This is a genomic window from Elizabethkingia argenteiflava (assembly GCF_009904105.1).
GTDB lineage: Bacteria > Bacteroidota > Bacteroidia > Flavobacteriales > Weeksellaceae > Elizabethkingia > Elizabethkingia argenteiflava.
In genome coordinates, this window is sequence record NZ_JAAABJ010000393.1 from 1 (window position 1) to 16,908 (window position 16,908).

General features: G+C 36.4%; 14 protein-coding genes. 3 read left to right on the forward strand and 11 right to left on the reverse strand.

Annotated elements, in window-relative coordinates:
- The 3 genes from GNY06_RS15570 to dacB form a co-directional block, all read right to left on the reverse strand.
- The coding region (locus GNY06_RS15570; RefSeq protein WP_449390392.1) for a transposase-like zinc-binding domain-containing protein at window positions 1–148 on the reverse strand (148 nt) is incomplete at its 3' end.
- 58 nt (window positions 149–206) lie between these two features.
- Window positions 207–1,373 (reverse strand): sensor histidine kinase, encoded by a 1,167-nt coding sequence (locus GNY06_RS04575; protein ID WP_166519000.1) that lies wholly within the window; start codon window positions 1,371–1,373, stop codon window positions 207–209.
- A 3-nt stretch (window positions 1,374–1,376) separates the two neighbouring features.
- Window positions 1,377–2,759 carry a D-alanyl-D-alanine carboxypeptidase/D-alanyl-D-alanine endopeptidase gene (gene dacB / locus GNY06_RS04580; RefSeq protein WP_166519001.1) on the reverse strand — a complete coding sequence of 461 codons (1,383 nt, stop codon included), beginning with the start codon at window positions 2,757–2,759 and terminating at the stop codon, window positions 1,377–1,379.
- Window positions 2,760–2,868: 109 nt separating this feature from the next.
- Between dacB and GNY06_RS04585 the strand changes: the two genes are divergently transcribed.
- Window positions 2,869–5,070: a RelA/SpoT family protein gene (locus GNY06_RS04585; protein ID WP_166519002.1), complete on the forward strand. Its 2,202-nt coding sequence runs from the start codon at window positions 2,869–2,871 to the stop codon at window positions 5,068–5,070.
- Window positions 5,071–5,081: 11 nt separating this feature from the next.
- Window positions 5,082–6,242 carry a Na+/H+ antiporter NhaA gene (gene nhaA / locus GNY06_RS04590; RefSeq protein ID WP_166519003.1) on the forward strand — a complete coding sequence of 387 codons (1,161 nt, stop codon included), beginning with the start codon at window positions 5,082–5,084 and terminating at the stop codon, window positions 6,240–6,242.
- Window positions 6,243–6,531: 289 nt separating this feature from the next.
- Here the strand turns inward: nhaA and GNY06_RS04595 are convergent, their stop codons facing one another.
- On the reverse strand, window positions 6,532–6,792 hold the full coding sequence (locus GNY06_RS04595) for a hypothetical protein (protein ID WP_166519004.1): 261 nt from the start codon (window positions 6,790–6,792) through the stop codon (window positions 6,532–6,534).
- 560 nt (window positions 6,793–7,352) lie between these two features.
- On the opposite strand from GNY06_RS04595, the gene GNY06_RS04600 reads away from it, so the two are divergent.
- The gene (locus tag GNY06_RS04600; protein WP_166519005.1) at window positions 7,353–7,943 is read left to right on the forward strand and encodes a MepB family protein; all 591 of its coding nucleotides are present in this window, start codon (window positions 7,353–7,355) and stop codon (window positions 7,941–7,943) included.
- Between the two features lie 104 nt (window positions 7,944–8,047).
- Here the strand turns inward: GNY06_RS04600 and GNY06_RS04605 are convergent, their stop codons facing one another.
- From GNY06_RS04605 to GNY06_RS04635, 7 genes are all read right to left on the reverse strand, one after another.
- On the reverse strand, window positions 8,048–9,103 hold the full coding sequence (locus GNY06_RS04605; RefSeq protein ID WP_166519006.1) for an NAD(P)-dependent alcohol dehydrogenase: 1,056 nt from the start codon (window positions 9,101–9,103) through the stop codon (window positions 8,048–8,050).
- 793 nt (window positions 9,104–9,896) lie between these two features.
- Window positions 9,897–10,724, reverse strand: a complete 828-nt coding sequence (locus tag GNY06_RS04610) for an OmpA/MotB family protein (protein ID WP_166519007.1) — start codon at window positions 10,722–10,724, stop codon at window positions 9,897–9,899.
- 21 nt (window positions 10,725–10,745) lie between these two features.
- On the reverse strand, window positions 10,746–13,184 hold the full coding sequence (locus GNY06_RS04615; protein ID WP_166519008.1) for an alpha-ketoacid dehydrogenase subunit alpha/beta: 2,439 nt from the start codon (window positions 13,182–13,184) through the stop codon (window positions 10,746–10,748).
- A 368-nt stretch (window positions 13,185–13,552) separates the two neighbouring features.
- Window positions 13,553–14,530, reverse strand: a complete 978-nt coding sequence (locus tag GNY06_RS04620; RefSeq protein ID WP_166519009.1) for a polyprenyl synthetase family protein — start codon at window positions 14,528–14,530, stop codon at window positions 13,553–13,555.
- Window positions 14,531–14,801: 271 nt separating this feature from the next.
- A complete protein-coding gene (locus GNY06_RS04625; RefSeq protein ID WP_166519010.1) occupies window positions 14,802–15,677 on the reverse strand; it encodes a hypothetical protein in 876 nt (291 codons plus the stop codon).
- A complete protein-coding gene (gene rlmN / locus GNY06_RS04630; RefSeq protein ID WP_166519011.1) occupies window positions 15,667–16,710 on the reverse strand; it encodes a 23S rRNA (adenine(2503)-C(2))-methyltransferase RlmN in 1,044 nt (347 codons plus the stop codon). Before rlmN ends, GNY06_RS04625 begins: the two co-directional genes overlap by 11 nt.
- A gap of 65 nt (window positions 16,711–16,775) precedes the next feature.
- The coding region (locus GNY06_RS04635; protein WP_166518311.1) for an S-adenosylmethionine:tRNA ribosyltransferase-isomerase at window positions 16,776–16,908 on the reverse strand (133 nt) is incomplete at its 5' end.

The following is a 16,908-nucleotide window of genomic DNA, read 5'->3' on the forward strand; positions in this document are numbered from 1 at the left end:
GCGCTTTTTTTCTGATTGTTTTTGAATATTCACCCCCTCTTTTATATACTGTAAAATTAAATCCACAATTTTTACATTTGTATCTTTGAAGATTCCTGACAATACCGTTTTTTACTTTTTCAGACTGATGCCATTTTGGACAATCCATTGTTTTTTTTTTAGCAATGTCTAAAATAGAGGAAAAAAATAGGACTTTATCACCTATATTATTCACTGTCTCTTCTAGATAAGGTGATGCGGAAGGTTGTACCCCTCCCTACTTCCGTATTTAATACTTTAAGATCACCCTTGTGATAATCCTTAATCGCTCTTTTCGCCAGAGAAAGGCCTAAGCCCCAACCTCTTTTTTTGGTAGAATATCCGGGTTTAAAAGCATTTCGAATCTGAGATTTTGTCATTCCAGATCCGGTATCTTGAATGTCTATAGTAATGTCCTTGCCTTTTTCAGTAACCTGTAGATGAAGATCCCCCATCCCTTTCATAGCATCTACTGCATTTTTCACAATATTCTCAATTACCCAACTAATTAAAATACGGCTGTGGGGGATTAGAATGTCTTGAGCAGGTAATTGAAGCGAAAAGTTTATTTTATTGGAGATACGCGATCTTAAGTATTCATAATTTTGTTTAATCGTTTCTTTTAAATTCAGATCATTAAGTTCTGAAACCGAACCTATTTTAGAAAAACGTTCCGAAATAGTAGTTAATCTTTGGATATCTTTTTCAATTTCCTTAACGCCTACACTGTTTTCATTTTCTAATCTCAAGATTTCGAGCCAGCCAATCATAGAAGAGAGAGGGGTTCCTATCTGATGAGCCGTTTCCTTGGCCAAGCCTACCCATAAAAAACTTTCGTCGCTTCGTTGTACGGTTTTTAAAAACCAGAGTGAAAACAATACATAGGCTATAATAACAGTCCCTAGGGCTAGAGGGTAATAGCGGAGGTTGTTCATCAACCTAGAATTGTTATAATAAATATATTGGCTATTTCCATCGGGTAAAGTAACTTCCAGGGGTTTATATGATTGCTCCATTTCCTTTAATAACTCCTTTATTTTAGAGGGATCATGAATTATATCTTGAGAAAGGTTCATCATATACACCGGATTCTCAAATCTATCCGTAATAATAACAGGTATAGTCCTGTTATCTGCTAAAATATTAATTAACAACAATTGTACTTGTGGATCTTGTACAAAATCTTCATTGAGGAGCTTTTGGGCTTGTGCAAAAAGCTCCATGCGATGTATTTCTTCTTTACGAAGGTAATTAATCAATATAGCCGATGCCAATATAGATCCTAAAACTACAAAGCTTAGAAATATGTAAACGGCCCAGTTAATAAACTGTGGAAGGTTTTTTTTCTTCTCCAAATTTTATTTTAGCGCATCTAAAACTTTAAACATCAACGAATTTATGTTGCCACCAGCGTAATTATTTACAATCATAGAAAAAACATATTTTTTTCCCGTTTTACTTTGGTGATAGCCTGTGTAAGCCTTACTCGATTTAATCGTACCACTTTTCATTTTCATTCCATTGTAGGTAGGCAAAGCCGTATAAAAGACATTAAACCAACTTTGTTTTTTGGCATATAAAAGAGCTTGCACTTCTGCCTTAGCGGAGACATAATTTTGAGGAGACAGCCCACTGCCATCAATAAAATTAAGCATAGCCCCAGGGATTCCCTTCCCCAACCAATAACGCTTCATTTCCTGAACGCCACCATCAAAAGACGCATCTTCAGACTGGAGTTTTGAAAAAGTTTTTAACAGCGTCTCCCCATACAAATTTACACTTTTCCGCAAAAACCAAAATATAATTTTATCCAGGGACGGCGAGTGATATTCAAAAAAAATATGATTCTTAGGGGTTCTCACTAGCTGATGTCCTTTTATTTGCTCGGAGTGATAAGTCAAGAGGTTCCCATTTAAAAGAATTCCTTTTTGAGAAAGCCATTTTTTTATTTCGTAACCTAAAACCAGAGGAGGATTGGGTAAAGCACCCGAAATTACGGAAGCTTTTCCTGGGGGTAATTTCCCGTAAATAAGACCCACAGGTGAAAATGGAGCTGTATAAATAATACTATGATCTCTATTTCCTTCCGCCTTAACCTCATTTACCCAATCTAGATTTATGGGGCCGTATTTAAAGTTTTTAATCGAGCGTCCTCCAGCCATATGTATATCAAATTGATTTTCATTCCACGATATCCCCCATACACCAGCCCCATAATAATTCCCTATATCATTCCATGGCCAGCCTCCGGGAGTGGTTTGCATATCGAAATAGGAATCATCTAATATTAAATCTCCTTCTATCGATTTTATGCCTTTTTCATGCAAGGCCTGCAATAATTTAGTTTTAAAATCTTCTGGCTTATAGCCTTCGTAGCGCCAGCTACCCAAAGTCGGGTCTCCATTAGAAGTAATATAGAGATTACCCTTCAGCTTACCCTCCTTAAGGATTTGGCCACTATAAGAAGCTTGAGTGGTAAAACGAAAAGACGGACCTAATTTATCCAAAGCCGCAATTGCGGTAAAAATTTTCTGCGTGCTGGCCGGAGAAAGCCCTTTATTTCCCTGATATTCATAAACCATATCTCCATTTTCATCGGCAACATAAAAGGATAGGTTTGCTGCCAACATAGACGCTGAATTTAACATCTTTTGTGTTTCAATTTGAAGTTTTTGTGAGATCTGTTGCGCTAAGGCCAATCCTCCTAAACTCAAAATCAGGATAAAGATTACTTTATTCATACCTATAATTTATCCAAAGATAATGATTTCTACATCTTGTCTTCCTACAAAAAATATTGCTATTGTGCTCAAAAAACAGTATTTTAGTATAAATATTTGGCACATAGAGATGGTTTATAACCTTGAACAAGAAAATAAGGAAATCTTAGCGCGATACAAGAACTTAATATCCAATACTTACCGTACATTAGATGAGGATAATAATAAGCTGATCCGTAAAGCTTTTGATATTGCCCTGGATGCCCATAAAGATCAGCGTCGTAAAACGGGTGAACCATATATATACCATCCCATAGAGGTTGCTAAAATTGTAGCCAACGAAATAGGTTTGGGGGCTACCAGTATAGCCTCTGCACTTTTACATGATGTTATTGAAGATTCAGACTATACCTACGAAGATCTGGAAAAACTATTTGGTAGAGAAATCGCGGCTATTGTACAGGGACTCACCAAGATTTCTATTATGAATAACCAGAACATCTCAGTTCAATCGGAGAACTACCGCAAACTGTTGATGACGCTATCAGACGATTTTAGAGTTATTCTGATTAAAATTGCCGATCGACTTCACAACATCCGAACTCTGGATAGCATGCACCCCGACAAGCAGAAAAAAATCGCTTCAGAAACCGTCTATATTTATGCACCTCTTGCACATAGATTGGGTTTATACAATATTAAATCCGAATTGGAAGATCTTTCTTTAAAGTATAATAATCCGGAAGTTTACGATGAAATTACGGCAAAATTAATTTTAGCCAAAGAAAGTCGAGAACGATATATCGAAAAATTTAAAAAAGAAGTTTCCGAGAGATTAAAAGAAGAAGATTTAAACTTTTCAATTAAAGGACGGGCTAAAGCTATCAGTAGTATTTATCGCAAAATGCTCAAACAAAATGTGAGTTTTGAAGAAATCTATGATAATTATGCCATCCGTATTATCTATAAATCTGATGCTAAAAACGAAAAATTTCTGGCGTGGAAAATCTATTCTATTGTAACCGACCTCTACCACAGCAATCCTGGTAGGATGCGCGACTGGATTTCTCATCCGCGCTCTACAGGTTATGAAAGTTTACATATTACCATACTGGGTCCGGATAAAAAATGGGTAGAAGTACAGATTCGCAGTGAAAGAATGGACGAATTAGCCGAAAAAGGAGTAGCCGCCCACTATAAGTATAAAGAAGGATATACCAAAAATATCGAAGATCGAAATTTTGAACAATGGGTAACTCAGATTCGCGAAATCTTGGAAGGTCAACAGGGGCTTTCCACTAATGAACTTCTAGATAATATTAAATTAAGCCTCTACAGAAAAGAAGTTTTTGTATTTACGCCGAAAGGAGAAATCAAGCTGCTACCCTCGGGATCAACTGCTTTAGATTTTGCTTTCTCAGTCCATACTGACTTGGGAATGAAATGTTTAGGTGCTAAAGTAAACGGAAAACTCGTCCCCATTTCCTATACACTAACCAATGGCGATCAGATTGATATTTTAACCAGTAATAACCAAAAACCTAAACCAGACTGGTTGGATTTTGTAGTGACTTCGAAAGCTAAATCTAAGATTAAAGCCGCTCTCAACTCTCGCAAAAACGAAATGGCAGAAGAAGGAAAAGAAATCTTACAACGCAAAATGCGGCACGCAAAAATTTCTTATAATGAAGATGAAATTAATAAATTACAAAAGTTTTTCAATTATAAAACCTCACAAGAACTTTTCTTAAGCTTCCAAAATGGTGATCTAGATGCCTCGGATCTAAAGAAATATATAGATAGAAAAGGAGTCATTAGCAATTTTTTGCAAAAATTCCGAAAACATCCAAAACAGGAATTTATAGCACAAGATCCGCCTTCGGATCTAGATCTGATTGTTTTTGGTAAAGACGAACAGAAAATGGACTATAGTTTTGCCAAATGCTGTAATGTAGTTCCTGGTGATAAAATATTTGGCTTTATCACCATTAATGATGGTATAAAGGTACATAACGAGAACTGCCCCAATGCGATTAATCTACGTGCCAATTATGATTACCGTGTACTTCCAGCTAAATGGGTCAATCAAGAACGCTTTAGCAACCAAGCCAAAATAGAAATACAGGGATTGGATAGACAGGGGATGATCAACGATATCTCTTCGGTTATTTACCATCATATGAACATTGATATAAAAGGAATCTCTATTGAATCTAAAGGTGGCGTATTTATAGGAAGTATTATTCTGGAAATTAAAAACAAGGCTCAATTGGACGACGCCCTAAAACATCTTAAAAACATACCCAACATACTAAAAGTTAGACGCTTGTAATAAGACACCCTATGAAATTGACCCAATATTTTAAAAAATTTTTTGACAGCAGTCAGTCTTCCGGAATTTTACTCATTACATGTGTATTTATTTCAATTTTTATAGCGAATTCCTCATCCGGTACCTACTTTCAGAACGGTTTAGATTATCGCTTAGGCGAATATACTGTCTCCACATGGATTAATGACGGGCTGATGACATTTTTTTTTCTCTTGGTCGGATTAGAAATCAAAAGAGAAATGCTACAAGGAGAACTCTCCCGTATAAAGAATGCCTCCTTACCCATACTAGCTGCTGTGGGGGGAATGTTGGTTCCAGCGCTCATTTATAGCTTCTTTAATCAGGGTACCGAATATGCAAAAGGCTGGGGAATCCCTATGGCTACAGATATCGCTTTTTCCTTAGCTATTATTTCCCTATTGTCCAAACATACTCCGCTATCTCTGAAAATATTTTTAGCCGCCTTGGCCATCGTAGATGATTTAGGAGCTATACTGGTAATTGCTATTTTCTATACGGATAAAATCATATGGACATATTTAGGAGCTTCTCTAGGTATACTACTAATTCTAATGCTACTCAATAAAGGAGGGGTGAAAAAATATATTTGGTATTTGTTACCAGGCTTAGTGCTATGGTACTGTATACATCATTCGGGAATACACGCAACTATCTCGGGGGTATTATTGGCTTTCAGTATTCCTAGCCATAAAAAATCAAAAAAAGAAATTTCGCCATTAGAAAAGCTAGAAGAGAGATTATATATACCTGTAAATTATATTATTATGCCTTTATTTGCTTTAGCCAATACAAATATTGTCTTTCATACAGGTATGGTTGACGGATTATTTACTTCGTTCGGAGCGGGGATAATAGGAGGACTTGTCGCAGGTAAATTAACTGGTATTTTACTTTTTAGTTTTATAGGTATTAAGCTCGGACTTAGCTCCCTACCCTTACACGCCCGATGGTCGCATATGGTGGGGGTCGGATTATTAGCCGGTATAGGCTTTACCATGTCGGTATTTATTTCTATTCTTTCCTTCAAAGGAGATACTGGCATTCAGGACGAAGCCAAATTTGCTATTTTAATTGCTTCTTCTATTGCCGGACTGAGTGGTTACAGTGTTTTAAAGTTGATATCAAAAAATAAGTATCAAAAACATCTATAATAAATAAGGTAAAACTGCTTTTAAAAATGAGATGATTAGCAGCAGCATATAAAAAACCTAAAATAAGGTAGAAGTGTTCTTTTCTCAAATATACGAGAGGTTTCGATCTACCCTATTAAAAGTTTCTGATTAACAATGATGTTTAGAATTGAAAATATGGGCTTAAATTTCTCTTTATATGGATGAAATAAAAAAAGCCCTGTCCCATTTTATTAACAATGAGGGGGAGGTCACTAAAAAGATAATCATCGCCCTCCGGACCCTCTGTTAATAGATATAGTATCTGAGATCAATTAAGTTTAAAAGATTGTGTTTCTGTAATTTTCAGACGCCATCTTTCTGCAACTGGAAGCCGCTCATCTGTGGTATAAGCAATTTTAAATTTCATACTCCCATCAGGCTTATATACCGGAATAAAAGAGGCTTTATAAAGAGGAGTCGACCCTCCTAAAACATCTCTCTGACTCCAAACAAAGTGTTTTAAATCATTGGTAGCGCAGAACCACAGGCGATCATCTTTGGTTTTTGATACATTTTGATTTTCATGCAAGAGTATCACTATAGTCTTTCCAATATATTTAACTTCTAATAGTTTATCACGGAAAAATTTTTGTTATTTCTCCTTTTTCTTTGGTGGCAGATTATTGTAATTGGGAGTTTAAAAGCGATCCAAAAATATTTTGTGGGACCATTCATAAATTTTAGGGAAAAGAAGCCGATGTTGTATTCCTTGTTTTAGGAAGCGATCCCCAATCCCCTGGTGCAAGAAAATGGGCATCTGAAAAGCCTAATATGCTTAATGTAGCTTTAACACGGGCGAAGAAAAGAATTTATGTAATTGGGAATAAACGTTTGTGGGGGACAGTGTAATTTCTATAAAGATCTGTGTAATGACTTAACGCAATGAAAATAAAAGCTTAAAGAATACTTCTTTTTCAAAATCTGAGGTTTCCATAGGGAATACCAAACCGCTCGCTGACGGCTGTTACATTCAGCTTATTCTTTTATCTCTATTATATGGTGAGTTGATAAACCCACTTTAATTTTTTATATAATTTTATAAACCCGTTTTTATTAGAAACGAGGTAAAGGATTTATTAATAAAAATACATGAAGCAAACAATAGAAAATATAGAGCCTGAACAACACAATTGGGAGACCAGCCCCGAAACGGGTGCTATACCATTTCAATTGAGGGATTTCACCTATAAAGTATTTAAGAACAATAGTTTGAAAATTAACAATAGTGCTCTAAGGGATCATGAAAATCTGGAATATGGAGGCTCTTCACTTAGTATTGGAGGAAAAAATATCTTATTTAGAGTAGCGAAAACCACCCCAACTAAAGTGGGACAATTTGTTGCCCTGTATAAACGGTCGGGGATCTCCGGAAAGATCACTCCCCTAGATTTCGATGATCGTTACGATTATGTCTTTATAGCTTCCTTTAATAAACAATATCACGGTGTTTTTATTTTCAATAAAGAAGTCTTAATCCAAAAAGGAATCTTCTCAAAAGACAAAAAGGGAGGCAAGCTGTCCTTTCGCGTGTATGCTCCTCAAGCTAAACAAACCCAAAATTGGCAATGTAAATATTTTTTATCGCTTGATGATCAGAACGAAAAATCCTCTCAGGTGAAGTGTCCACTGGATGCTAAGCAAAATAGAATCTTAAGAAGATTCGAGGAATTGTTTATATAATTATTATCCTAAAAATGAAATCTAAAATTTCTTATTTATGAAAGAGCATGGTGATAACAAAACACCACCATGCTCTTTTGATAGACACATCTATCATATATGTTCTAATTCTTTAAAGAATCCATATCAATTACAAAACGGTATTTCACATCGCCCTTTAACAGACGTTCATAAGCCTGGTTGATATCTTGAATGCGAATGATTTCAATATCTGAAGTAATATTGTGTTCTCCACAGAAATCGAGCATTTCCTGAGTTTCTCGTATCCCTCCGATCATTGAACCAGAAAAACTTTTTCGGGAGGGAATAAGACTAAAAGGAGCTACAGGAAGTGGATTTTCTGGTGCGCCTACAAGAGTAAGTTGTCCATCTCTTTTTAATAAATTTAAATAGGCATTGATATCGTGTTGCGCCGATACACAATCCAAAATAAAATTCAAGGAGTGTGCGTTGGCTTTCATTTGTTCCTTATCTGTCGAAAGTATCACTTTATCTGCACCCAAACGCTGTGCATCTTCCACTTTTTCAATAGAAGTTGTAATCACGACCACATAAGCCCCCATTGCTTTTGCCAACTTTACTCCCATATGTCCCAATCCTCCAATGCCTACAATTCCCACTTTTATCCCAGCTTTAACATTCCAATGCTTTAAGGGTGAATAAGTGGTAATCCCCGCACACAACAAAGGAGCAGTTGCTGCAGGGTCTAAATTTTCAGGCACTCGTAAAACGTAATTTTCGTCCACCACTACCCTCTCCGAATAACCCCCGAAGGTTTGTAGGCCTAAGTGCTTATCTGGTGAATTGTAGGTCCCGGTATTTCCCGCTTCGCAGTATTGTTCTAAACCATCCTGGCAACTCTCGCATTCTCTACAGCTATCGACCATACAACCTACAGCAACCAAATCGCCTAACTTAAATTTGGTAACCTCCTCACCTACTTTAGTAATACGACCAACGATTTCGTGACCAGGTACATTGGGATATACTGTATTATTCCATTCATTACGGGCGGTGTGCAAGTCGGAATGGCAAACACCACAATATAGAATATCTATTTCCACATCTTTTGAGGTCACTTCTCTGCGGTGGATATCCATTTGCTTTAGTTCTGCATCGGGAGCCTGGCTTCCGAATGCTTTGATTGAAAATGTATTCATATCTTAATTTTTTTATTTTTCCCTAATGTATTATTAAGGGCTTTTGTTCTATATTATATATCTTTAGGAATTAACTTTTTTTGAATATTTTACCATTGTACTTCCCCTTTTTTATTAAGTATAGCATGAAGAACTCCTGTTTGACTTGCAGAGAAAGCATCAATACGAATGGTAAATATTTTATGAGCGCCGATCATTTTTATATGCTAAAGCCTAGCCTATATATACATAATTATATATTTTATAATATATAGGATAAAATTAATATTTTAATTATAAAAAACACTGATATAAGGATTATTTAACATTTTATATATTTATTTATATAAAAAACGATTACAAAGATAGCTGATACCCAGTGTATAGTCCCCTATAATCATTATACCATGCACATGATCTGAATTTATCATAAAATAAAATCAGCTTTTATGCATAGTCGTCTTTCTGTCTGTTATAAAACAACAAGTACTTTCTACCCTAGTACAAATTATAGAGGGTTGGACGGTCTAACTTTGATTAATACTATATGAAGAAGAGCTTACAGCCCAAAATCTATCATCAGAATGTGGGGTTTGGAATAAAAAAAACTAATATTGACTTGCAAGACTCCGGAATGCCGAGGGTCGTATCTGAACAAAATTTCGAACGAATCATCATATAGCAAATCACAGGTAGTATTTTGATTTCCATTCTATCATCGATTATAAAGGGAACAACAGTTGAGTTTTATTTTAAATAAAAAGGGGTAGCTTCATTTTTTGAAGCTACCCCTTTTTATCTGTAAATGATCTTATTACTTAGCATTTAGAAGCTGCATAAACTGTTCTAATTTAGGGAGCACAATAATTTCGGTTCTTCTATTTTCCGATTTACCCAAAAGGGAGTTGTTATCGGATTTTGGAAGGTATTGAGAACGACCTCCGGCCGTCATGCGGGAAGGGTTTACACCAAATTTATTTTGTAGCATCCTAACCACAGAAGTTGCCCTTAAGGCTGATAAATCCCAATTATCTCTGATGAAGGCATTAGATTTCATCGGATCGGTATCGGTATGCCCCTCCACCATCACATCGTAATCTTTATAATCATTAATAATACGTGCTACTTTTTCCAATACAATTTCTGCAGAAGGAAGAATTTCATAGCTTCCAGATTTGTACAGCATTCTATCGGACAGCGAGATAAAAACCACCCCTTTTTGTACTTTAATGTCCACATCCTGATCGTTAAGATGATCTAATGATCTTTTCAACTTATTGGAGATGGCCAAATTTAGAGAATCTTGTTTGGATCTGGCATCTTGCAATCTCTTGATATAATCTTGGGATTCTTTAATCTGTCCAATCAGCTTCTCAATATTCAATGACCCTGTTTTATTATTAACCGCACAATCTTTTAAGCTCTCGCGTAAAATTTCATTTTGATTTTTTAGTAATGTAATTTGTTCCTCCCGAGAGGAAGCTTTTACTTTGAGGGTTTGAATAAGATTTTCTTTTTGTCCCGACTCTTCTACGCACTTATGATAATTTGTTTGTAACGCCTCAAGCTTTTTTTGTGTTCCACAAGAAGTGAATATTATTCCTACACCACCTACTAAAACAAATTTCAATATATCTTTCATTCTAAAATATTATTTCACTTTTTAAATCTCAGGGTATTTAATGGGATTTGATTCATGCATCAACCTATAAATTTTCTCTACTATATCATCTACCGAAGGCTTGGAGAAATAATCTCCATCGGAGGCATAGGCAGGCCTGTGATCCTTAGCAGTAAGACTTACAGGTGCTGCATCTAGATATCTAAAGGCTTTTTGTTTTTCAATAATCTGCTGAAGGATATAAGCCGTTGCTCCTCCTTCTACATCCTCGTCGACTATGGCTAAACGATTCGTCTTCTTTACACTGGCAAGAATATCTTCCGACACATCTAAAGGAATAAGAGATTGTACATCTATCACCTCAATATCTACACCTAATTTTTCGAGTTCCTCGGCAGCTTCCATTACCAATCTCCAAGTAGATCCATAAGTTACCACACTAATATCCCTACCTTCTCTGGTTGTTTCTACTCGCCCGACAGGTGTGGTAAACTCACCTAAATTATTGGGTAATTTTTCTTTTAAGCGATATGCGTTCAAGGGCTCAATAATAAGACATGGTTCATCCGCCTGTAACATCGTATTATAGAAACCTGCTGCTTTCGTAAGATTTCTAGGCACCAAAATATTTACCCCTTTTATGAGGTTAAGAATGCCTGCCATAGGCGATCCGGAGTGCCAAATACCCTCCAAACGATGGCCTCTGGTACGGACAATTAGGGGAGCCTTCTGTCCTCCCTTAGTACGATAGTGAAGCGTAGCTAAATCATCACTCATGCCCTGTAAACAGTATAAAATATAGTCTAGATATTGTATTTCGGCTACCGGACGCAGGCCTCTCATTGCCATTCCTATACCTTGCCCCAATATAGTCGCTTCTCTAATACCGGTATCAGCAACCCGGTGTTCTCCATATTTTACCTGAAGCCCCTCGAGTCCCTGGTTAACATCTCCGATTTTACCACTGTCCTCTCCAAAAATTAAGAATTCAGGATATTTTTCCAGTATTTTATCAAAATTATCCCTCACCACTACTCTTCCGTCTACCATATCAGATTCTTCGGCATACGTGGGCTCAACTACGGGTACAGCTACTGCTTTCCACTGCGACTCACTATAGAGATGAGAGGAATAGCAATCTCTTTCTACAGCAGCTAACTCATTTAAGATTTCTTTTAGCGTTTGTCGCTCTGGAGAATCCTCACCTTTTGTAACCCATAGAGATCGTCTCAATAGATGGAAAACTTCTTTTTTAGCAATCACAAGTGATGCTTTAAATTTTTCGATTTCCTCGTTTATTCCTTTAGAATTAGAGGAAACTAAGGCTAATTTTTCTACGGCTGGTATAGCTTTTTCTTTTAAAGTAGATATGGCAGATTGGTATATTTCCCAAGCTTTTTTTTGTGCTGCCTTTACTTCTCTTTTGGCCTCCTCATCGATGCGATCTATTTCTTCAGCAGAAGCAATACAAATAATTTCGTGCTCGTCTTCTATTTTATAGTCCAATATCCATTTACGAAATTGTTTCAAACCATCATACTCCTTTTCCCATTCCAATCTTTCCGAAGACTTGTAACGTTCATGTGAACCAGAAGTGGAATGACCCTGAGGTTGAGTAACCTCTACTACATGCAGAATAACAGGCACTCTCTCTACTCTGGCATATTGATCGGCTTTCGCATATGCATCCTGTAAGGCAGGATAATCCCATGCTTTTACCTGGATTACCTCGCATCCCTGTTTACTATTGGGCTTTCGCTGAAAGCCTAATAACATTTCGGCTAGGTCTTCTTTTGCCCGTTGAGACTTTGAAGGAACTGAAATTCCATAGCCATCATCCCATATCGATAAGATCATAGGTACTTGCAAAGCACAAGCGGCATTAATGGTTTCCCAAAAATGACCTTCGGAAGTGGAGGCATCTCCAATGGTTCCAAAAGCCACTTCATTGCCAGCATTAGAAAATTTTTCAGAACCAGGATAAGTATATTGCTTATAATAATTAGAAGCTTGTGCCAAACCTAACAATCGAGGCATTTGGCCAGCTGTAGGAGAAATATCTGAACTTATATTTTTAATCCGGGTAAGATCTTTCCAACTTCCATCCTCATTTAAAGAACGGGTTGCAAAATGACCATTCATTTGTCGCCCTCCTGAGGTGGGGTCCCTCTCAATATCCGTATCAGCATACAGAGTGGCAAAAAAACTCTCAGGAGTTAATGCATCTACCGCCATAGCAAAAGTTTGATCTCGATAGTATCCAGACCTAAAATCTCCTTTTTTGAAAATTCTAGCCATGGCCAATTGAGGAAGTTCTTTACCGTCGCCAAAAATTCCAAATTTGGCCTTTCCAGTCAACACTTCTCTCTTTCCCAACAGGCTCATTTCCCTGGAAACTCTACCCAGTTTATAATCTGCAAGTATCTGATTTTTAAAATCTTCAAAAGTAACCTGCGAGGTCTCTATTTCTGTAACTTCCATTTTAAAGCATTTGTACAAATATAAGGATTTAGCACGTATTTATATGAGGTTATAGCCACGTAAGCAGGTAATTTTTAAAAAGTATAGCCTTATATAATCTATGGTACAGATTGTTGTATAAATTGGTTTTTAGGAAAATTAAAACTTAGAATATATCCCCTAGAATGAATATTTAGGGAAGGTGATGATAAGCTCATGCTTACATACTTCTCTAATGTAAAGTTTAGAATCTGCTTTTTTCTATAAAGCGCTATGGATATTTCTTTAAACTCTTAAAAATAATATACCACTATAGGGTATTTTTTCCAGAGAGGAAGTTTATGGTTCAACGCTCTTTTTTACGGAACGTTTCTTTTTTTGTTGAGCAATTAAAATTTCCTTTCAATTACATAATTTAACATGAGGCGAAGTGATTTTTTAGCTTCTGAATCGGGGAAGCTCTCCAAAATATCTATTGCCTTCTGTTGAAAATCTTTCATTACCCCTATGGCATAATCTAATCCCCCAGAGGATTTTACAAATTCTACCAGCTCTTTTACGCGTTTTGGATTTTTATGGTATCTCTTTATGATATCGAAATAATACTTGCGCTTTTCGGCATCTGTGATCCGTAAAGTGTAAATAAGCGGCAGGGTCATCTTCTGTTCTTGAATGTCTATACCTACAGGTTTTCCGATAAGATTACTACTTAGATAATCAAATAAATCGTCTTTAATCTGAAATGCCATACCGGTATAGGTGCCAAATTGCTTCATTTTCTCTGCCGTTGCTTCGTCCACAACATTCGAACGCACGCCAACTTCACAACACGCTGCAATAAGAGTAGCGGTCTTCTGACGAATGATCTCATAATACACCTCTTCGGTGATATCCAATTTGCGCGCTTTTTCCAACTGTAGCAACTCTCCTTCTGCCATTTCCCGAATCGTTCTGGAAATCACCGAAAGTAAATCAAAATCCTGATGATCTGTGGAGAGCAATACACTTTTGGATAAAAGATAATCTCCTACTAAAACGGCTATTTTGTTTTTCCAGAGCGCGTTAATGGAAAAAAAATTTCGCCTTTTAAATGATTCGTCTACGACATCATCGTGAACCAAAGTTGCCGTATGAATTAGTTCTATCATAGAAGCTGCACGATACGTTTTTTCATTTATCTCACCTGCCATTTGAGCACACAGAAAAACAAACATAGGTCGCATTTGTTTCCCTTTTGTGGTTACGATAAACTGTGTTACTTTATCCAATAAAGCAACATTACTTTTCATCGACTCATAAAACTTTTTCTCGAAAAGCTTCATGTTATCTTTTATTGGATTCTTAATTTCCTCTATAATATTAGCCACTGAACTTTGGGTTAAGCCTTTATGATTAATTGTTTTTTGAATCTCTTTTTATAAGCTAACCGAATAGTCTGTATGCCTCTAGGCCTATCCGATGATACTCACCCAACTCTACTGTTAAGGATCAGCCTATTTTTATAGGATTGTATTTATAATCCTTTCCCGTTTTTAAAACAGGCTAGAAAACTAAACCTCTCTCTATAAAGCTGTATTGAAATATAAAGGTTGCTTTACGAGTAATTCAAAAATATTATTTTTCAAAAGACAAATATAATCATTTAAGTTTTTTAAATGGTAAGAAATATAAACGTTGCTTCGCTTTTAAAAGATAAAAATTAAATTCTTCACCTGAAATGTATAATCCCTCTTCTGTCGCAGTCACTCCTTCTATCTGCCCGAAACGGGTAGCCATTCCTAAGAAATATTTTTTGATCTTACCTTCAAAAAACACTCCAGGAGAGGTTTCTTCACAAGATAAAAGATAAATATGCGCACTTTTAGTGTAGCCTATCAGGTAGAGTTTTCCTTGGAAATAAGTTGCATCGGTGACCACAAAGCCCGAAGGGTAAGTTTCTTGCTTATAAGCAGGTTGTAAGTCTTGGATATCGGGATCAATAACATAATGCGATACCGCTTTGGCTTCCCATTCTTTTGTAAAAACATGCAGCTTGCCATTAAGAAAGATCATCGCTTCTGCATCAAAATTATTCCGAATATTTTTAGGGGAATAATCTTGCTGTTCGGGATAAAAAAAATGAATTTTAGCCGTGTATTCAAGTTTTTCAGCGTCTGGAATAAAAGGGATTTTATAAATCGTGAGGTCCTTTCTAACACCTAAGTTATTACCAAAATCTCCAATATAAAGATGCTTCTCATCATGGGTTATAGCTTCCCAATCTTGATTGATAGCATTGGTCTTGTAAGTCTTCAAAATGTTGCCTCTCTCTGGATTTATCTCATAAATTTCGGGTGCATTACCACTATCGTTAAAACTGAGAAGCTTTCCCTGTAGAATAGTTAAGCCGGAACTTTCCCTCAGGGTATCTGAAAGAACGGCCTTTTGATAAGGTTTCAACTTTAAGATTTGAATTTCTTGTCCAGCATAAATCTGAAAGAAAAACAAACCTATCCAAAGGAATTTATGCTTCATTTTTAGTTGTTTTATTGGCTAATTGTCCACAGGCGGCATCTATATCTCCCCCGCGGCTTTTTCGAATCATGGTGGTAATACCCGCTTTTTCCAGCTCTCTTACATATTTTTCCTCTGCAGCTGTACTTCTCTGATCATATTTCCCTTCTCCAATAGGATTGTACTGAATAAGATTAACTTTTGAAGGCACTTGCCTACAATATTTAATGAGGGCACGAATATCTTCATCTCCATCGTTTATGCCCTGCCAAACACAATACTCAAAAGTAACGATAGATCCTGTTTTTTGATACCAATACTGTAAGGCATTCATGATCTCTGTCAGCGGAAAGTTATTAGAAAAAGGCATTATTTCATTACGTTTATATTCAATTGCGGAATGAAGAGAAAGTGCTAATTTAACTTTTAATTCCTCATCTGCCAACATCTTAATCATCTTTGGGATCCCAGATGTAGAAACGGTAATACGTCTAGCGGACATACCAAGCCCCTCGGGTTGAATGATTTTATGGATCGCTGCAACCACATTTTTATAATTCATCATAGGCTCACCCATTCCCATAAAAACGATATTGGTCAGCGGACGATTGAAATACAGACGGCTCTGCCTATCAATTAAAGCTACCTGATCTACGATTTCGGCCACCTCAAGATTTCTCATACGCTTTAATTTTGCGGTTGCACAAAATTCACAGTTTAGTGAGCAGCCGACCTGTGAAGATACGCATGCTGTACTTCTGGTATCAGTAGGGATCAGTACACTCTCCACCATTAGATTGTCATGAAGTTTGACTCCATTTTTTATAGTTCCGTCTGAACTTCTTTGCATTAAATCTACTGAAACAGGATGAATGCTATACTCCAAGGCAATTTTTTCTCTTAAGGGTTTTGGAAGATTAGTCATTTGATCAATAGAATGCAAATTCTTAGACCACAACCAGTCATAAACTTGCTTCGCACGGAAAGATTTCTCTCCCAGCGATATAAAATATTCTTGTAGTTGCTCAAGAGAAAGCGTACGAATGTCCTTCATTAGTGAGAATCAAGGTAAAGTTAAAAAAAAACATTTTTTTTATTGAATCTTTAGTTTTTAAAATCTTATAAAATAAGCATGGCATCTCCATAGGAGTAAAACTTGTATTCATGCTTAATGGCCTCTTCATAAGCCTGCATCACAAAATCTCTTCCTGCAAAGGCTGCAATCATCATAATTAGAGTGGATTTGGGCGTA